This window comes from Lentimicrobiaceae bacterium (assembly GCA_020636745.1).
Taxonomy (GTDB): domain Bacteria; phylum Bacteroidota; class Bacteroidia; order Bacteroidales; family Lentimicrobiaceae; genus Lentimicrobium.
In genome coordinates this window covers 101,477-121,695 of record JACJXH010000010.1, presented here as the reverse complement: position 1 = coordinate 121,695, position 20,219 = coordinate 101,477, and the positions used below count along the sequence as shown (strand labels likewise).

15 protein-coding genes are annotated in these 20,219 nt (G+C 42.0%); 7 read left to right on the top strand and 8 right to left on the bottom strand.

Going from position 1 to position 20,219, the window contains the following annotated elements; genetic code table 11:
• The first annotated feature begins 14 nt into the window (after nucleotides 1-14).
• Complete coding sequence (locus H6541_13875; GenBank protein MCB9016872.1) at nucleotides 15-1,382, top strand: phosphomannomutase/phosphoglucomutase; 1,368 nt, start codon at nucleotides 15-17, stop codon at nucleotides 1,380-1,382.
• Nucleotides 1,369-2,337 carry a DUF2279 domain-containing protein gene (locus H6541_13870; GenBank protein MCB9016871.1) on the top strand — a complete coding sequence of 323 codons (969 nt, stop codon included), beginning with the start codon at nucleotides 1,369-1,371 and terminating at the stop codon, nucleotides 2,335-2,337. The genes H6541_13875 and H6541_13870 overlap by 14 nt, the downstream gene beginning before the upstream one ends.
• Before the next feature lie 98 nt (nucleotides 2,338-2,435).
• Here the strand turns inward: H6541_13870 and ychF are convergent, their stop codons facing one another.
• The 8 genes from ychF to H6541_13830 all read right to left on the bottom strand — a co-directional run bounded on the left by ychF (nucleotide 2,436) and on the right by H6541_13830 (nucleotide 10,928).
• Nucleotides 2,436-3,533 (bottom strand): redox-regulated ATPase YchF, encoded by a 1,098-nt coding sequence (gene ychF / locus H6541_13865; GenBank protein ID MCB9016870.1) that lies wholly within the window; start codon nucleotides 3,531-3,533, stop codon nucleotides 2,436-2,438.
• 217 nt (nucleotides 3,534-3,750) lie between these two features.
• Nucleotides 3,751-6,027: a penicillin-binding protein 1C gene (pbpC, locus tag H6541_13860; protein MCB9016869.1), complete on the bottom strand. Its 2,277-nt coding sequence runs from the start codon at nucleotides 6,025-6,027 to the stop codon at nucleotides 3,751-3,753.
• A 246-nt stretch (nucleotides 6,028-6,273) separates the two neighbouring features.
• The gene (locus tag H6541_13855) at nucleotides 6,274-7,335 is read right to left on the bottom strand and encodes an NADH:flavin oxidoreductase/NADH oxidase (GenBank protein MCB9016868.1); all 1,062 of its coding nucleotides are present in this window, start codon (nucleotides 7,333-7,335) and stop codon (nucleotides 6,274-6,276) included.
• 42 nt (nucleotides 7,336-7,377) lie between these two features.
• Nucleotides 7,378-7,761 carry a VOC family protein gene (locus H6541_13850; protein ID MCB9016867.1) on the bottom strand — a complete coding sequence of 128 codons (384 nt, stop codon included), beginning with the start codon at nucleotides 7,759-7,761 and terminating at the stop codon, nucleotides 7,378-7,380.
• A gap of 210 nt (nucleotides 7,762-7,971) precedes the next feature.
• Nucleotides 7,972-9,141, bottom strand: coding sequence for a hypothetical protein (locus tag H6541_13845; protein ID MCB9016866.1), 1,170 nt, complete (start codon nucleotides 9,139-9,141; stop codon nucleotides 7,972-7,974).
• 262 nt (nucleotides 9,142-9,403) lie between these two features.
• Nucleotides 9,404-9,919, bottom strand: coding sequence for an ATP-binding protein (locus H6541_13840; GenBank protein ID MCB9016865.1), 516 nt, complete (start codon nucleotides 9,917-9,919; stop codon nucleotides 9,404-9,406).
• Entirely contained in the window at nucleotides 9,913-10,551 is a 639-nt protein-coding gene (locus H6541_13835; GenBank protein ID MCB9016864.1) for a nicotinamide mononucleotide transporter, read from the bottom strand. The genes H6541_13840 and H6541_13835 overlap by 7 nt, the downstream gene beginning before the upstream one ends.
• A 131-nt stretch (nucleotides 10,552-10,682) precedes the next feature.
• Complete coding sequence (locus H6541_13830) at nucleotides 10,683-10,928, bottom strand: thiamine-binding protein (protein ID MCB9016863.1); 246 nt, start codon at nucleotides 10,926-10,928, stop codon at nucleotides 10,683-10,685.
• 98 nt (nucleotides 10,929-11,026) lie between these two features.
• On the opposite strand from H6541_13830, the gene H6541_13825 reads away from it, so the two are divergent.
• From H6541_13825 to H6541_13805, 5 genes are all read left to right on the top strand, one after another.
• Nucleotides 11,027-11,590 (top strand): hypothetical protein, encoded by a 564-nt coding sequence (locus H6541_13825; GenBank protein MCB9016862.1) that lies wholly within the window; start codon nucleotides 11,027-11,029, stop codon nucleotides 11,588-11,590.
• A gap of 156 nt (nucleotides 11,591-11,746) precedes the next feature.
• The gene (locus H6541_13820; protein MCB9016861.1) at nucleotides 11,747-12,817 is read left to right on the top strand and encodes an alkene reductase; all 1,071 of its coding nucleotides are present in this window, start codon (nucleotides 11,747-11,749) and stop codon (nucleotides 12,815-12,817) included.
• A 525-nt stretch (nucleotides 12,818-13,342) separates the two neighbouring features.
• Nucleotides 13,343-15,595 (top strand): response regulator, encoded by a 2,253-nt coding sequence (locus tag H6541_13815; protein ID MCB9016860.1) that lies wholly within the window; start codon nucleotides 13,343-13,345, stop codon nucleotides 15,593-15,595.
• Between the two features lie 420 nt (nucleotides 15,596-16,015).
• A complete protein-coding gene (locus tag H6541_13810; GenBank protein ID MCB9016859.1) occupies nucleotides 16,016-18,553 on the top strand; it encodes a fused MFS/spermidine synthase in 2,538 nt (845 codons plus the stop codon).
• A gap of 258 nt (nucleotides 18,554-18,811) precedes the next feature.
• Nucleotides 18,812-20,182: a beta-glucosidase gene (locus H6541_13805; protein MCB9016858.1), complete on the top strand. Its 1,371-nt coding sequence runs from the start codon at nucleotides 18,812-18,814 to the stop codon at nucleotides 20,180-20,182.
• Nucleotides 20,183-20,219 lie beyond the last annotated feature (37 nt).

Genomic DNA, 20,219 nt, shown 5'->3' with positions numbered 1-20,219 from the left:
TTTTAATCTGAATTATGAGAAAAGCATTTAAAGCCTACGACATTCGTGGAATTTACAATCAGGACTTCAACGGTCAAGATGTATATAAAATCGGCTACTTCCTCCCCGGGCTTCTTCAGGCTGAAACGGTGTTAATTGGCCACGATGTCAGGGTTTCATCGCCCGAAATACTTGAATATTTATGCAAGGGAATTACTGATGCCGGGGCAGATGTAAATGTAGCCGGTCCTTGCACAACCCCCATGATTTATTGGGCCACTGCCAAACTAAATTATCAGGCTTCGGTAATGATTACAGCCTCACACAATCCGGCCAATCATAACGGTTTGAAAATTTCACGGGCAGGCGCTTTGCCTGTTGGCTTTGACACCGGCCTGTCCGATTTGCTTGAGATGGCCGAAACGCAGATGACTGAACCAGTCAGCATTCCCGGAAAATACTCAACCATCAATTTCCGCAAAGAATACCTGGAATTTCTGGCGCAATACCAAAGTGATTTGAGCGGACTAAAAATTGCAGTTGACTGTTCAAACGGAATGGGGTCATTGTTGATTAAAGATTTGCTGGGCAATGAGCCCTATTACATATTTGACGAGCCCGATGGCACTTTTCCCAACCATGAGCCCAACCCGCTGGAAGAAAAAAATGTGGCAGACTTAAAAAAGCTGGTACTTGAAAAAGGGTGCGACATCGGGCTCATTTTTGACGGCGATGCCGACAGGGTAATGTTTGTAGATGAAAAGGGACAGTTCATACAGCCTGATATCATGATTGCCGTTCTTTCCGGATATTTTGCGGATAAAGGGCTGTCAGGCAAAGCCATTCAAGATATTCGCACCTCCAAATCGGTGACCGAATATGTGGAAAGCAAGGGATTTAATATGCATATGTGGAGAGTTGGACGTGCCTATGCAGCTTTAAAACTTCGCGAAATTGACGGCCTGTTTGGCGGTGAACTGGCTGGCCATTACTATTTCCGTGATTTTTACTTCTCTGACTCAGCATATGTAGCAGCTTTAATTATTTTGAGTGAAGTAAAAAAGTTTCATGATCAAGGCATCACACTTTCGCAGCTTATTGCAGGCATTAGCAAATACTATGGTACAGGCGAAATTAACTTCCATATCGATAAAAAAACAGAAGCCATGGAGGCGCTGAAAGCTGCTTTTACAGCAGAAGAAATGCCCACTGCATTCTTTGATTTTGACGGCTATCGGGTTGAATTTCCCAATTGGTGGTTTAACGTAAGACCATCAAACACTGAACCTTATCTCAGATTTTTAGCCGAAGCCCGCACGCCAGAGCTCATTGCTGAAAAACGGGAAAAAGCCCTTCAAATTCTTGAACCGTTTATTGTTCCTGGTGAGCATGGTCATCATTAAAAACCATAAAAAGCCTTTATCAGCAGCAGGATTTTGCCTGCTGCTCCTTTTTTGTTTAAGTATTTATCCATTTTTATCCTTCGCTCAACATCAATCTTCGTTTCAGGCGCAAGATACCATGAAGCCTGATCAGCTTAACCACAATCGTTTAAAAATGCTGATTATCGGAGGCTCCGTCATTTATGCCGGTTCCATGACAGGACTTTATCAAATCTGGTATAAAAATTATCCACAATCAGGGTTTCATTTTATCAATGATAACCGTGAATGGCTGCAAATTGACAAGATCGGACATGCCACTACGGCCTATAATGTGGGAATGGCGGGTTATGAAACACTCAGATGGGCCGGTCTGAGCAAAAGAAAATCAGCGTGGTATGGTGGTAGTCTGGGATTTATGTACCTGACAGTAATCGAAATTCTGGATGGATTTTCGAAGGAATGGGGCGCTTCGCCCGGTGATTTGCTGGCCAATACGTTTGGCTCTGCTGCATTTATAAGTCAGCAACTGCTTTGGGATGAGCAACGAATCCAGATAAAATGGTCGGCACATCCTACAAAGTTTGCCGAATTCCGTCCTGAGCAACTCGGACACAATCATGCCGAAAGCCTGATAAAAGACTATAATGGCCAGACTTACTGGCTATCGTGTAATATTCATTCATTTTTGAAAAAAGATTCACGCTTCCCCAAATGGCTGAACTTTGCTGCAGGCTACGGAGTGGATGGACTTACCGGCGGAAATTCAAATCCTGCTGAAGCAGACGGTGTTCCCCTGCCCTATTTCGACAGACGCCGGCAGTATTATCTGGCTCCTGACATTGATCTTTCAAGAATCAAAACTTCATCAGCCACTGTCAATCTTTTTCTGAAATACCTGGGAATATTAAAATTTCCCCTGCCTGCACTTGAATTCGGGAAAAAGGGCGTTAAGTTTCATCCCCTGTATTTTTAATTTTCATAACAAGCCAGTAAAACCAAACAGCCTGAGATTATGAAATCCCAGGCTGCTTGGTTAGTTATCAAGAAACTGACCCATCAAAAGGCCCCATGTTAAACATTAAATCTTATATGCATAATATCCCCATCTTCAACCACATAGCTTTTACCTTCAACAAATAGTTTTCCGGCAGTACGGCAGGCATGCTCTGATTTAAGTTCAATAAAATCCTTGTATTTCATTACTTCAGCACGAATGAAGCCACGCTCCAGATCGCTGTGAATTACACCTGCAGCCTGCGGAGCTGTCATCCCTTTTTTTATAGTCCAGGCACGTACTTCCATTGGTCCGGCAGTAAAAAATGACATCAGGTTAAGAATGCTATACGCTGAACGCACCAGGCGATTAACACCGGGCTCAGTAAGGCCAGCATCTTCCAGAAACACCTTACGATCTTCAGGGCTTTCGAGTTCAGCAATTTCAGCTTCAAGCGCACCTGCCACCACCAATACTTCTGAATTTTCTTCTTTTACAGCTTCCTTAAACTGGTCAACATATTTATTTCCGCTCACGGCAGAGGCATCATCAACATTACATACATAAATAACCGGTTTATCGGTAAGCAAGTACATATCGTCAATAAACCGGCGATCGGCATCATCAATTTCAAGCAAACGAACCGATTGAAAACTTTCAAGATGTTCTTTCACGGCAGTCAGCACTTCAACACCATGTTTGGCATCTTTATCGCCGGTTTTAGCGGCCTTTTCGAGTCGAAGGATTTTACGTTCGACTAAATCGAGGTCGCGAATCTGCAACTCAAGATCTACAATTTCACGATCGCGCACAGGATTGATGGAGCCTTCCACATGTGGAAGGTTTTCGTCATCAAAACAACGCAATACATGTATAATGGCATCGGTTTGCTGGATATCGGCAAGAAATTTATTTCCCACGCCTTCTCCCTGGCTAGCTCCTTTGGCCAACCCTGGAATATCAACTATTTCAACAGTTACAGGAACAATTCTGGCTGATTTAATCAGTTTATCAATTTCATACAATCTGTCGTCAGGAACAATAATTTGTCCGAGATTCGATTTATTTGTACTGTATGCAAAGTTGGAAGTTTGCCCTTTGGTGTTGGAGATACAGTTAAAAAGGGTTGTTTTACCAATATTAGTCAACCCGATAATGCCGCATTTTAATGCCATAAATTTAAAATTCTTATTGTTAGAGAGGTGCAAAGATAAGAGTAAAACAGGAAGGATTTGAGTACTTTGACTGACTGCACCATAAAAATATAACTTCTGCACGATTAATAACCAGCTGGTGCAGCCCGATTTACTCTATAAATCAAGAATTGTTGAAAATACGCTGCGTTTAATCCGTTCGGTCATTTAGATTTTAGCCGCGAAAGCCTGAAGAAAGTCAGATAAAAGTAACCTTGATAAACAGATCGCTGTTACGACCACGATCATCAGAACAACTGATTTTATAATGACCAGCATCGGGCGTAAAAAACACCTTTTCAGAAGGGTTGGCCGATTGAAAAAACTTATCATTGAGATACCAGTATACCTTGTTCACTCCATTTTCAGCATTGCAGGTTAGCATAAGCTGCTGATGGCGGCCGTAAATCAGTAAATATTCAGCTCCGTCAGTCAGTGAAGTAATTGTCGGCGCACCTCCGTTTTTAACCGACGGACAATCAGGATTATGAGCAGGTACAACTTTATAGGGAATCTGCATTTCGTTATACCATGAGATTAAATCAGCAGGATAAGTCGGGTATAAAACCTCTTTATATCCTTTTTCAGGAAGGCACGCTCGGCAATAGCTCATGGTATTTGATGAATTAACAAATTGCTTTTGCAAATGATTACACCTGACTGAAGGAGAAATACCCGGCAAAAAGTAATCCATAACCAACTGATGGCAAAAGGTATCGGGAGGCATTCCGGTTTCGGAACACACCAGCCTGAAATCCAGACTGGCAGGCGGCACAAACCAGTCTGACTTGTTTTGAGGGCTAATAGCTCTGAAGATATTAAACAAGAGTGGTACTGCACAATCGGTACCATTGAGCTCAGGTATACCATTTCCACGAAAATTACCGGTCCAAACGCCCACTGTATAATCGCGGTTATAACCTATAGCCCATCCGTCGCGCCTGCCATAGGAAGTGCCTGTTTTCCAGGCAATCTGAGGCAAATCTGCTGATTGTGTGTATTGTTGAGGCAAGTCAGGGCGTTTCAGGCCGGTTAAAATCTGCGAAATCATATAAGCAGCTCCCTGTGAGCACAATGTATCGGAAAAAGAAGCTTTTTCACTTTTGATAAATTTTAAAGGATGATATACTCCTTTGTTGGCAAACGATGCAAACAAGGCCGTAAGCTCCTGAAGAGTAGTACCACACCCTCCGAGTATTACCGACAAGCCCAGTTTTTGACGGTTACGGGTAATCCATTTGAAATCAGACTTTGAGAGCGCATCCAAAAAAGGCTCATTGCCCATTCTGTCGAGCAGATTTACTGCGGGTACATTTAACGAAAGCGCCAGGGCCTGTTCGATGGTAATTTTTCCACGATAGGTTTCATCATAGTTCTCGGGACGATAACCATTAAAATTGGAAGGAACATCAGTTACTACTGTCCTGGGCGTAATCAATCCCCTGTCAAAAGCCAATGCATACAGCAAAGGTTTTAAGGTGGAGCCAGGCGAGCGCAACGCTGAGATACCATCAACCTGCCCCTGATACAAATCATCATAAAAACCGGCTGAACCAACATAGGCCTCCACTTCAAGTGTATGATTATTTACAACCAGCACAGCGGCATTGGTAATTTGCATTGAGCGCAAAAGCCTGACGTGATTGCTTACCAGATTTTCAACCTTATTCTGCAATTCAGGCTGAATGGTGGTCATTACACCATTTTTACCTGAAACCACATTTTTTAACCGATACGAAAGATGAGGTGCATTAGCCGGAATGGCAAACCTCTGTCTGTCGAAAGGCTCTGCAATGGCATCATCTGTATCTGCTTTTTCAAACAAGCCTTCTTCTGCCATTTTTGAAAGCCAAAAATTTCTTCTTGCTTTCAGCTTGTCATAACTTTTGCCAGGCCGCAGCGCATTGGGATTATTAGGAATTACAGTGAGCATAACCACCTGCGCAAGACTTAATTCGCCGGTTTCCTGTCCAAAATATATCATCGAGGCTGATTTTACCCCTTCAATATTTCCGCCAAAAGGAAGCAGGTTGAGGTACATTTGAAGAATTTCCGATTTTGAATAATGCCATTCAAGCTGCATGGCTCTGAACACTTCACGCAATTTATTCTTGTAAGTACGGGGTGCCGGTTTGATTAAACGCGCCAACTGCATCGTTATGGTAGAAGCCCCCGAAGTGCGGCGGCCAGTGGCCAGATTGTAAAATGCAGCCCTGACCATCGCCAAAGGGTTAAACCCCGGATGATATTTAAAGTAACGATCTTCCTTAAAAATGATGGACTTTCGCAAATCAGGCGTAATTTCATCATGACGTGCATACAAACGCCACTTATGATCAGCACTTAGAAAAGCGTGCAGCAGGCTGCTGTCAGCGGCATATATCACCTGCGAATATTGAATTTTATCGGCTCTGAAGGGGAACAATGCATCGAATAAAATAAAAAGCAGAAAAAAAAGTACAAACCCGCATGCCATAAACAGGCCACGTAATGACCATTTGCCGGTAGGGATAGCTTTCCTGAATACTTTCACGGTCTTTAATATTTTCATCTGCTCAGTATGCAAAGGTCATGAAAATGATTGAAGAATGAAGAATGCCTGAACAAAATGAAGCAAATGAAATAAAATTCACCAGAACCCAAAAAATCATGGCAACAGCAACCTATTGACTGCACACTGGGTTTAAGCGTAAGCTGTCAAAAGCCGGCGGAAATTCAGCCCTTATTTTGCCCGCAGATAAGGCAGGGGCCAATCTACATCAACTCCCAGTATTTTTGCAGCATTTAAAACAAAATTCGGATTTCTGAGAGATTCCCGCCCAATAAGTATTAAATCGGCCTGATTCATTTGCAGAATTTCTTCGGCTTGCCGGGCTTGTGTAATCAGGCCAACAGCACCTGTCAAAATTCCTGTTTCATTCTTTATTCGTTCAGCAAAAGGAACCTGATAACCAGGACTTAGCGGAATTTTTGCATGGGCAACCATTCCCCCTGAAGATGCATCAATCAGGTCAACACCTTGTTGTTTAAGAATACCGGATAACTGAACCGTTTCATCCACACTCCATCCGCCATCAACCCAATCGGTAGCCGATAAGCGCACAAATAATGGCAGTTGAGAAGGCCACACTTCGCGAATGGCAGCAACAACTTCGAGCAGCAGGCGTATTCTGTTTTCAAAGCTTCCACCATAATTATCAGTTCGCACATTGCTCAGGGGCGACAAAAACTGATGAATGAGATAACCGTGGGCTGCATGAATCTCCAACACTTTGAAGCCTGCTTTAAGCGAACGGGAAGCGGCCATTTTAAAATCAAGAATCACTTTTCGTATTCCTGCTTCATCCAGAGCCAAAGGCGCCATGTCGTCAGGCAAAAAAGGCAGAGCAGAAGGAGCCACCGTAGTCCAGCCTCCATCCTCTTTTGCCAGTTGTTTTCCACCATCCCACGAGCGGGCACATCCGGCTTTGCGCCCGGCATGGGCGAGCTGGACTCCGGCCACAGCTCCTTGCTGATGAATAAAGCTGTTGATACGTTGCAACATTTCAATCTGCTCATCAAGATAAAGCCCCAGATCTCCGGGAGAAATCCGCCCCTCAGGTGAAACGGCTGTTGCCTCCTGTATAATCAATGCAGCACCGCCGGTTGCACGGCTTCCGAGGTGAACCAAATGCCAGTCGTTGGCAAAACCATCAATGGCTGAATACATGCACATGGGCGAAATGCCTATCCTGTTTCTGAAAGTTACATCCTTTATCCTGAGCGGTGAAAAAAGTTTCGGCATGTTTTTAATGTTTTAACAAGTTACGATTTAAAAAACCTTGTTTCATTTCTCGTAAAATTCTATCGGCAGGTCGTCGGGATCAGCGGTGAATGTAAACCGTTTGCCAGTAATTTCATCTGTTCTGACAGGTTCAGTAACAATATTGTGTGTTGCCAGATGATTGATTACATCATAGATATTATCAACTTCAAATGCCAAATGCCGCAGTCCGGCAGCTTCGGGTCGCGATACCCTTGGCGGCGGATCGGGAAAAGAAAACAACTCAATCACATAATTCCCGTTGAGCGCAAGATCCAATTTGTAAGATTTCCTTTCTTTACGATAGGTCTCCTTTACAATTTGCAGCCCGAGAATATCAGTATAAAACCGCTTGGAGACCTCATAATCAGTGCAAATAATGGCAATATGATGAATTTTGTTAAGCATATATTATAGTCAGTTACAATCCAATAATTTCCACTTCTGAAGCAAGAAAAACAAAATTCTTCAGTGAGTTAATTAACTCTTTCAGAAATAAAATGTTTCAAGCCTGCCCCAACATTTTATTATCGGCATGAGCCTGTTTTCTGCAAAAGAATTGCGGCACTTAAACTTAAGTTCAAATGCGCTGTCCCGAAACAGTTTAACGGCGGAACATTATTGCAGGACTTCGATTCCCAGTACTGTGCAACAAAGCTGCAACTGACGCTTGCAATCACCCGGAAAAATAAGATGATGGTTGCCAAGCGGATTTTCTTTGAGTATTTTCACGTCATTTGCGCTAAGCTTTGCCTCAATCTGTGTGCGACAAGCTGTTGGCAACTGAGGCCTGGCAATTATATTTGATGTTGCAATAAATGCTTTACGAAAATGCTGATCAAAGCGGAAAATTGTGGCAAAATCTCCTTTAAAATCACCTTCAATAGCCGTACCCTCCCCTGTTTCGAAGTGCGTGTTTATTTTAAAATCATTCACCAATCCGAGCGCTATGGTGCAATGTGAAAACAAGCATGCTTCCTCATTAATTTTATTGACATTGGCAATCCAGGGGACAATACCGGTTAACTCTTTACAAAGCATCATACCGGCAATTGCTGTCAAATCGCCTTCGCAACCGGCCGGCAGCCCTTCATCATTAAACTTTGCCAGGGGCAAACAGGCTGTAACACCATCTTTGCGTACCAATGGGAAACACTCAACTGTCATGGCATCAAGCTGCCATTTCTGAACTATATCAGCCAGTAATGCATAAACTTTTGCGGTATCAGAAAGATTAAATCCTTCAGTATGCTGAAAAGAAGCTAGAAATGCTTCTGACGCTTCATATTCAGAAAAATGGCTCAACTCACTCCAGGGAATGACATCCAGTTGAATACCGAAAGTGGTTTCAAGCAAGCCGGCAGGCACCGAAGATGAAATCAGCCAATCTGAAACTTTCCCAATAAGCCCCAGCTTTTTCCCTTTCAGATTATTCAGAGCCAATCGAACTGCAAAAAAATCATCAAGTAACGCAGATGTCATGGAATCCTCTTCATCAAGCAGCAAGGACAATATGTTCATTTGATTCAGATATGCCTTGACCTCAGTGGCTGAAGCATAAGAGTTATCGTGCTTCGAGCCGACAAGTACATAAAAATGACCGGGTGCCACATGATTAACCGCCAATTGCTCTGAGCCCCCGGAAAGAAAGAAAAGCACATCCGGATCTTTTTCTACCACTTCATATTTATCAGTCGAAATCAGTTTCTCTATCCTGTTTGCAGCATTAAAATATACAGCATCTGCTGCGCCATTGAATGCCAGCAATTTAATTCTGAGTTTATACATAAATCATTTTTTTCAGGTTTATACTGTTCAGTAAAAAAGCAGTATGGCTACAGTTATAAGCTGGTCAAATTTATGAAAACCTTCCGGTAAAATGCGGCAGGCCATCAAATAACTTTGTTATTGTCAATCATCCTCTTTCCTCAAAACACAGGCCGCAGAGAACAAAAACGCCATTGACAATACTCTATGTCAAAAGGAGACCTTTGTTTATAACTGCAAAACACGTCTACCTGTTTTACGTCCTGTAATGCTTATCCAAAAATCAAAAGGACAATAACTGAAGTGACTGCAGGGCATTTTTCAGTCTGTCCTGGCCTTTTCCGGAAATAATCGAAAAAGGAAAATGGCGGCTTTCCAGCTCAGCTTGATACATTTTAAAAAGTTCATCTCTAAAATCTGGATGTTCGCGCAATGGGTCAGCCTCCCAGGGAAGATCAGTATTACAGAGCAAATAATGATCGTAGCGATGTGTATCAGCCATTTTGTCTATCCACGGATGAGTTTTGCCAAACTTCACTTTGCACCAGATGGTGGTCACCAAAAAATCAGTATCACAAAAAAGCCATTCTTTGGCCAATGCAGCATGTTTATTTTCATCCTCCAACTGAGCTTTTGCAATGAACAGAATATCGTCAAAGGTATAGGGACGGTTGATGTTAACCAGAAATTCGCGCGCAAATTCAGGCACCCATGGCTCATTAAAAGCTGAAGCAAGGCCGGCTGCCAGCCATGACTTACCTGTTGATTCAGGCCCCGTAACAGAAATACGCTTTAACATGACATTGATTTTTGTTCAAGCAGCCGTTTGCGCCACTCCATTAAACCCATGATGGCAAGCACCAGAAAAACCACATATTGAAAGCTTGTAAAAACCAAACCTTTTATGAAATACATCGGTATGGAAACTACATTTCCAATAATCCAGTATGTCCAGTTTTCAATTTTTTTACGGGCCATCAGCAACATGGCATTCAGAAAAACGGCAGTTGTAAAGGAATCAATCCATGGAACCCATGAATGCATGTACACGGTGTCGTTACGGTTAAACAACCATATTAAGCCCAGAATAGACCAATAGGAAATAAAAGTAAAAACAACGCCAAACCATTGCTGAATCAAAGTATTGGCGGAAATTTTCAGGATTTCATTTGTTGCACCCACTTTTGTCCAGTTGTACCAGCCATACACACTCATAAAAAAATAGAATAAGTTAATCCCGGCATCAGCGTAAAGGCGGGTATTGAAACAAATGTAAACATATACCAGAACGCTTACAATTCCGGTTGGATAAACCAGAATATGTTCACGGCGGGCATACCACACACTGGCAATTCCCAAAATTACAGCCAGCGCTTCAAGCCAGGTTGTATCGCTTAAATTTGACAGAAAAGTGATCCAGAAATCAGACATATACAAGTAATAAATAAACAAATAAAAGTAACAACCCCGGTTTGTAACCTGCTTTCAGCAAACAAGACAACGGGCAATATTCAATGCGAAATAAAAATGGGCAGAATGACTGTCAGCCGCATAAAAATCATTTAATCCCTGAGGTCGGCGTTGATCACCTTCATCACAAAAACTGAATGGGGCAGTTCAAAAGCATCCTTCATACACCTTTGAATGGTTGCCATCACCTCATCAAATTCGCCAAAAACCTGCGTAGCCATAGTATTGGTGCGAACCACCAGGTTTGTATTTGTATTTAATGCAGCTATAAAACCTTTGATTGCAGGTTTAAACTGTTCGTTTAACGGATAATAACTTAATTCAACTGAGATTTTCATTGTGCTGATTTTATTTTGATTTTCACAGAAATTTCAGGCAAAGGTACAGGTATTCATAATTGCATTATCTTTGAAGCACAACAAAACATCAGTAGTGTATGAGAACTTCGAAAAGCATCTTTTTGATTATAATTGTTTTATTTGCTGTCATGATGTCTTCATGTCTAACAGTAGAAAAAAAAGAGTACAACTTTGAGCTGACTGGTGAAAACTCTGGCAGGTTGACCATTCGCTACATCAACATCCTATCGGTAATGGATGACGGGCAGGATGTTACCACTGCCGACTTTCAGGAACTGCTCGATAAATATATCAACGGAGATCAGATTCTTCAGGATTATCCGGGAGCAACCAACATTAAAACCAGGCTCTTCGAAGACAATAACCAGCTTTGCGGTGAAGTAAGTCTGGATTTTGCCGATTTATCGTCAGCAAGGCTTTATCAATATGACAAGAAAAGTCCAATCATGATGTGCATTAGTGCGGCTTATGACTCAGAAACCCATATCAGCTCCAATGGTTCTTATGGAAATGATTTTATGCCGGTGGTTTTCTGGCCGGCAGGTAGTAAGAAAATGAATGTAACCACTTCAGTCACTGTCCCCGATGAAACTTCGTTGAGTTTGCTCGATGCCTACCACAAATGGAAAGCCTCCAATTAAAATCGGACATAAAAGCTTTTAAAAGAGGGATGCGAAATTCGCATCCCTCTTTTTTTGCATCCGTAAACGGCAATTACACCAATGGCGTTAAAAACAAAGTTCATTTTATCCTGTTTAAGATGGTAAAGAATAAATTCTAAATTCAACAAAACAACCATGAAACTATTTGAACCATATAAACTTGGAAAAATTGCATTAAAAAACCGGATGGTGATGGCTCCTATGACCCGTTCACGCGCCATCGGAAATATACCTAACCAATTAATGGCCGAATATTATCGCCAACGGTCAGGGGCCGGACTGATAATAACCGAAGGGACAGCGCCTTCAGCCAACGGACTGGGATACCCGCGTATTCCGGGAATATACAATGATGCTCAGATTGAAGGCTGGAAGAAAGTAACTGACGCTGTTCACGCAGCCGGAAGCAAGATTTTTATCCAATTGATGCATACAGGTCGCGTTTCACATCCTGAAAACATGGAGCCCGGAGCAACCATTGTGGCACCATCAGCTATTGCACTGCAAGACCAGATGTGGACAGATTCAAAAGGAATGCAACCTTACCCTGTGCCAAAAGCAATGTCAACGGCAGACATACAACAAGCACAACAAGAGTTTACTGATGCTGCCAAAAACGCCATAAAAGCCGGGTTTGATGGCGTAGAGATACATGGCGCTAACGGATATTTAGTCGACCAATTTATTAATCCTGCTTCAAACCAACGCAACGACAATTATGGGGGATCGATTGCAAACAGAAGCCGTTTTGCCATTGAAACGGCCCGAAGAGTTGCTGATGCCATTGGAAGTGACCGAACAGCCATACGGCTATCGCCATACGGTGTGTTTAACGGAACTATTGTCTTCGATGATGTTGAAGAAACTTACCTTTATCTGGCTGGTGAATTAGGCAAACTCAAGCTTGCTTATGTTCACATTGTAGATCATGCTTCTATGGGCGCTCCTCCCGTCACCGAAACAGTAAAAACCGGTATCAGAAAAGCCTTTGGAGGTGTTATAATTGGCAGCGGCGGGCTTGATAAAACTGCAGCAGAAACATTGCTCACCGAAGGGAAAGCAGAATTAGCAGCGTTTGGCCGCAATTATCTTTCAAACCCGGATCTTGACCATAGATTTGCAAATAATTTACCACTACAGGAGCCTGACTTCAGCACATTCTATACCCCCGGTGAGAAAGGATATACAGATTATCCTTTTGCTTAAACATAGTTATAGACTGCACTGCCAAAGCCCTGGTTGCATCATAGAATATCTCAGGTTATTTTTTTGTTTTGCCTGATAAAAAATCCGGCAATCTCAACAGTGTAAAATTCCATTCTCACTTTAAAGTCCAGCAGGAAGTCGCAATTAACATGCAGCTTCCTGTTGAGCTTTAAGAAAACAGCACCTAAAAACCAGAACATTATTAAACAACTATTATTATTCCATAAGCCCCTGTCAATTACGTAATTACATAATCATCAATAAACAAAATTCTAATACGCTTTATTTTTCAAAAGTCATACCCATCTAATAGCAATGCCGGCCATGTAAAATCCGGGGCCTTTAGCCATGCTATTTCCTGATTTTTAAAAAATGCAGCACATTACAGAAGTCTGAAAAATTGTTTGGCTTCATCCAGATTTTTACCGGACAACTGAGAAAAACTGTTCTAACAAACAATAATTCAGTACATTTTCGCTATTTCTGAATTTGATATCACCAATTTATTACTTTTACCTGATTCTTTTGAAGAAAAAGGCATCCGGGACTATTTATACACCTTATGAATCTCGCGCCATGAGTGGCTCATTTATCATTGGACTTTTACAAAATACAGCCATATTACTGTCGTTCAGTATGCTCTACGACAATTTATGGATAACACGAAAAGCTTTTCAAAACCCGCTTTTCAAAATCATGGTTGGGGTCATTATTGGGAGTATCGGCATTGTGCTGATGCTATCTCCATGGGAATTATTACCAGGAACAGTATTTGACACCCGTTCGGTAATGATAAGTATCTCCGGTTTATTCTTTGGCGCATTACCAACGTTGACTGCGATGGCTATAGACATCGCTTTCAGATGGACAATGGGAGGTGATGGCGTGTGGATGGGTATTACTGTAATTCTTACAGCCGGATTAACCGGCATTCTCTGGAAAAAATTCAGACCTGACTGGAGTCAACGTAACAGTCTGCTGGAGTTGCTTGCAATGGGAACGCTGGTTCATATGTTCATGCTGGCCTGCACTCTGTTATTGCCTGGTGATTTAAGCATTTCCACCTTAAAAGCCTTAGCGATTCCTATTGTTATCGTTTATATCCCTGCCAATGTGCTTCTCGGGAAACTCATGTTAAAGCAATTACAAAATTGGCAAAACAAAAGGATAAAAGAACATCTGCTTGAGTCAGAACGGCGGTTCTCTGAAATTTTAAAAAGCTCCAACTTACTGACACTTATTGTAAATACACAGGGAAACATTACTTTCTGTAATCAGCAACTGCTCGAAATATCTGGTTATCAAACAGCTGAAATTGAGAACCAGAACTGGTTTAACCTATTTTTACCAGAACAAGGCAAGGAAACCATCATTGAAAAATTTCACGGTATCATTCAAGGCAATGAGGTTATTCATTTTTTCGAACATGATATTTACAAAAAAAACAAAGAAAAACTCACCATTAACTGGAATCTGGTCAAGCTAACTGACATTGACAATGAAGTTACCGGAATTGCCTGCCTGGGGGTTAATGTCACCCAACGAAAGCAATATGAACTCAATCTGGTAAAAAAGAACAGAATTATCAGAGATCACATCCGCAAATACCGGAAAATGAACCAGGAGCTGATAGAAGCCAAGGAGAAAGCGGAAGAAAGTGAGCGGCTCAAATCTGCTTTTCTGGCCAATATGAGCCATGAAATACGCACACCCATGAATGGCATTCTTGGCTTTGCCGAGCTTCTTCAAAACCCCGATCTTACCAGTGAAGAGATAAAAGAGTACCTGGAAATCATCAATAAGAGTGGTGCCCGCATGCTCAACATCATCAACGACCTGATTGAAATTTCAAAAGTTGAATCGGGATTAATAAAAACACAGGTTTCAGCCGTAAATGTAAATGAACAGGTAAAATTTCTTTATAACTTTTTCAAACCGGAAGCTGAAGCAAAAGGTTTGCGAATTGAATTTGCGACAGAACTGAGTGATAACAATTGCCTGATAGCTTCCGATAAGGAAAAAATTTACGCCATACTCACCAATCTGTTAAAAAATGCCATAAAATATTCAAATAAAGGCCTGATTGAATTCGGTTATACCATTGAAAATGAATTTCTTAAATTCTTTATCAAGGACCAGGGCATTGGTATTCCAACTTATAAGCAACATGCCATATTTGAAAGATTTGTGCAGGCCGACTATTCAACTTCAAGTTTTTACGAAGGAGCCGGGTTGGGATTATCTATTGCCAAGGCTTATGTTGAAATGCTTGGAGGTCAGATTTATGTGATATCAGAGGAAGGAGTTGGCTCTCAATTTTACTTCACAGTTCCTTACAAACCAATCCCTGAGATTACGTCAAACGTAAATCAGACAGCAGTTAAAGAATTCCCAAATCAGGAAACAAATTTTCTCAAAATACTGGTAGTAGATGATGATGAAATATCTCTCAGACTTATCTCAACATTGGTTGGCAAATACACCAACTCGGTTACAAAAGCTGAAAGCGGCATAAAAGCGATTGAATTGCTTCGAAACGGTGAGGTGTTTGATATGATTTTTATTGACGTGAGAATGCCCGGTTTGAGCGGACTTGACGCGACCCGTCAAATCAGGCAATTTAACCGCGAAATCATTATCATTGCCCAAACGGCTTATGCGCTTGTTGGCGACAAGGAACTTGCCCTGGAAGCAGGTTGTAACGATTACATAACCAAACCGCTGAAGCAGGAAGTTCTGGCTGAAATTTTCAGAAAGTATGCTAAAGAAACGACATAAATATTCTCCATTGATCATCCTCATCACGAATTTTTTAATTCCTAGCAGCTGGCAACTGGCATTTGCCTGCACGATGCTAACCCTTTTGATGTACTTTAATAATCAATGTTTTGAAACAGAAAGATTACATGCGTGGTAAAAGCGTAAGCCACTATTATTTTGCATTACAATGATTCACAGATTAATAAACAAAGCCCGACTGCTTTTTTGAATAAAAACAGCCCGAATATTTCAAAGTTAAACCTGTATCGGGTTTACTTTGTAAATTTGCAGGCAACAGATAAAAACAAATCAGGTTTCCGGCATTCTCAAAATCAGCAAAAAGCCAAATGCAACATTTTGACAATGACATTTTTAATACGACAGAATCATCAAATTAAACCGGAAAAACATAAAAACGAGCCCCCCCTGACCATACCTATGAAGAATAAAAACAACCGCCTGCTCCCCTATTTGGTCATCGTATTTTTTTCAGGGTTTAGCTTTCTCATATATGAGGTCAGCTGGTTCAGAATGCTTGCTTTACTGCTTGGCGCAACGGTTTCGGCCTCAACTATTGTCTTGATGGCATTTATGGCCGGATTTGGTGCAGGTGCCTTCTTCTGGGGTAAAAAATCAGTAACAAATTCAAAGCTGCTTTCGTTACTTATCATACAAATGCTGGTAGTTGGCGCCTTCGGAATTATCAATTACTTTCTGTTCAGCCATTTGCTGCCCCAACTTTACCCTGGATTACAACAGGCAGGCCTTACTTCGTCGGTTACAAGTGCGCTGGTATATATCATTGCCTTGCTGCTTCTTTTTATTCCGGCATTTTTCATGGGAGGTATTTTGCCGGTGGCTTCCACCATTATAATCAACGCTAATGCTGAGATAGCCAGCATGATGGGGCGCATTTATGCCTATGAAACCATGGGAAGCACTTTGGGAGGCCTGATAACCGGCTTTGTCCTCATCGGCTTTTTGGGCCAGCAAAGCACCGTATTTATTGCAGTTATCATCAATCTTATGCTGGCTGCATTTCTTTTCATCATGAAATTGCCTCCAGCCATTCATGATAATGATCCCTTGCAGCAACCTGACCAGAAAACCCATGCAAAACCATTAAAAAAACCTGGCAAAACAGAGGTAATTGCAGAGTCCCGTTTTATACCTCTGCTGGCTACTTTCGCATTTGGATTTACAGTCATAGGCTTACAGGTCATCTGGTTCCGCATTTTCAGAATCTACATGACCAATACCAGCTATACTTTTTCGCTGATTGCATCCATGGTAATTCTTGGTTTATTTGCCGGAAGTTGGTTTTATTCTAAAAAGAGCAACTCATCGACGAACAACAGCTGGTTGCTGATTAAATTAATGATTTATACCGTTTTGGCCGTTTTGGCCGGATTCCTGATCATGGTGAATTTGCCCGAACTGATATTATTCCCCATCGCGGGCAAACAGGAAGCTTATTTTCTCAGAATAATTGTAATTCCTGTCATTTCGGCCCTGTTGGTTATCATACCGGTTACTTTCCTTTCTGGTTATGCATTTCCGCTTGCCTGTACCATGCATGCGCAAAATTACCGCGAAATAGGGAGCAGCATAGGAAGTATCCTTCTTTCAAATACAGCAGGAAGCATTGCAGGTCCACTGCTCGCTGCCTACCTGGCTATACCCGTTTGGGGAGCAGGGCTTTCTATCATTTTCTTCATTCTTTTCCTGCTCGTCATGGTTTTTTTAATGTTGAGAAAAGCCACTTCTGTAAAGGCAAAAGGCCTGCTCAACATAACTATTCCTGTTGCTGCTGTTATCATCTTCATCATTCTGATAATCAATCCTCAGATTTATATTCTTCCGCCTTCCTTCTCGCGCTACGAAAAAGAAATTCTCGCTTATAAGGAAACAGTTGAAGGCACTTATGTTGTTGGAAAAGAGACTTCGGGAAACAACACGGTATTATCAACCTATGTGAACAACAGCGCCGTTATCGGATCAAGTTACGATGCCATTAAAGTTGTAAAAATGGTGGGGCATCTGCCTTTTTATAGCGGACTGCAATGCAAAAACGCCCTTGTTGTTGGGTTTGGAATCGGGGTAACCACCTCTGCCATCGCCTCACATCCCGAAGTTGAATCTATCGACTGCATTGAACTGGTTGCAGGACTCAAAGATGCTGCCCATTATTATCAGGGGCTCAATAACAACATACAGAACGACAAACGTTTAAAAGTAAAAACCGGAGACGGAAGACACTTCTTACAATCAACCGATAAAAAATACGACCTGATATCCAGCGACCCTACACACCCGATTCTGGGCTCGGGCAACTTATACACAAAGGAATATTTCGAGCTGTGCAAGGCACATCTGAATCAGGGCGGGATGGTTTCGCAATACATGCCCCTGCACAAACTACTTCCTGCCGACTTTTTGGGCATCATCAAAACGTTTCATTCTGTGTTCCCCAATTCAACTATCTGGCTGGGACATTACCACGCTATTTTACTCGGGTGCAATGGCCCTTTGAAAATTGATTTTGAGCAATGGAGTGACAATATCAGCCAATCGGTTACCGACCCATATTTTTATAATAATCCTTATCATGTAGCTGCCTGTATGGTTCTTGACAGTGCTCAGATAGAGAAATTCCCGGCAGGGACAAAAATCAATACAGACAACCAACCTTACGCGGAGTTTTTCAAGTTATCATCTTTTGACGCCATCAACCTCACAGCCAATCTTGATTACCTCAACAAAAACCGCTGCAGTTTAAATCGAGTATTTTACAACATTCCCGACCAGCCTTTGATGGATAAGTTTATCAAAGGCAATCAACTGGCTACAGAAGGCTTTTATCAGGATTTGAGCGGCAACCGCAAAGGCTTTCTGCAAGGCCTTCAGGCTGCTGCTGTTGCAAATCCAGAAGATGAAGAATATCCTTTCCTCATCAGGTTTAATTTCGGCAGGTAGGTTTGTTTCACGTCAATCATTTCTGAACTTTTTTCCCCGCAACAAACGGGTCAACAGGCTTTTTTAAATGCTGTAAACAAGCCTTTAATCAGATAGTGCAAAATTGCAACTATTATGACGCAAGTATTTGCAAAAATGCGAACTTAGTGTTACTTTCACACCTTGAAAAAATACACTTCACACAATCAAAATCACAGATTAAAGCGTTTAACAACAAAGCTTTAAAACCACAAAATCCCAGGGTGTCAAAAAAATAGCATGATGAAAAAAATCATTCTCACACTTTTAACATTAACTGTTATTAGCAGCTGTTTTGCACAAAAGAAAACAGCTCTCAAGCCTCATGATAACCGGATACCACCTGTTGGCATTATTACAGGGCTTTCCGATTCAGCACTTTTAGATGTAGTTCAGCGACAAACATTCCGGTATTTCTGGGATTTTGCTCATCCCGTAAGTGGAATGGCGCGCGAAAGAAGCAACATTGCCTATGATTATGGCGACGAGGTAGTTACATCGGGAGGCACCGGATTTGGCATTATGGCCACCGTTGTGGCTGTTAACCGGGGGTGGATAAGCCGTGACACGGCAACCAGATTCCTGCTGAAAATAGTCAAATTTTTGTCCAAAGCTGATGCTTACCACGGTGCATTCCCTCATTGGCTGAATGGTACAACCGGCAAAACCATCCCTTTCAGCCGCAAAGACGATGGAGCCGATTTGGTTGAAACTTCCTTTCTTTTTCAGGGTTTACTGGCTGCCCGTCAGTATTTCAATCAGCAAACCCCACTTGAATCGGAATTACGCAACCGCATCAATTCACTATGGAATGATGTGGAATGGAGCTGGTTTACCAGGGGTGGCGAAGAAGTGCTTTACTGGCACTGGAGTCCCAACAACGACTGGGCCATGAATTTTCCGGTTAGAGGATACAATGAATGTTTAATCATGTACGTGCTGGCTGCAAGCAGTGAGCGCTATCCGGTCAGTGCAGCAGTTTATCACCGCGGATGGGCTCAAAGCAACTTTTTTAAAAATGGAAAAGAATTTTATGGCATTAAACTACCGCTGGGATTTGATTTTGGCGGGCCACTTTTCTTCTCCCACTATTCATTTCTGGGATTAAACCCCCACGGGCTTAAAGACAGATATGCAGACTACTGGGAACAAAACAGAAATCACACACTTATTAACCGGGCACACTGCATCGAAAACCCGGGTAAATTCAAAGGCTATGGCGAAAACTGCTGGGGACTCACAGCCAGCGACAATCACGAAGGCTACAATGCCCATTCTCCTGACAATGACCTTGGCGTAATTTCACCCACTGCTGCACTCTCGGCTTTCCCCTACACCCCCGAATACTCCATGAAGGCATTACGTCATTTTTACTATGATTTAGGACCAAAAATATGGAGTGAGTATGGCTTTACCGACGCTTTCAACGAAACCAAAAATTGGTACGCCAAATCACACCTGGCCATCGATCAGGGCCCAATCATTGTCATGATTGAAAATTACAGATCCGGATTATTATGGAATCTCTTTATGAGTTGTCCTGAAGTTCAGCATGGGCTTATGAAGCTTGGATTTGAAAGTACCCCGACAGACCAAAAATCAATAAAATAAATTCAGTCCATTTCGCACAAAAAACCAAACACAAACT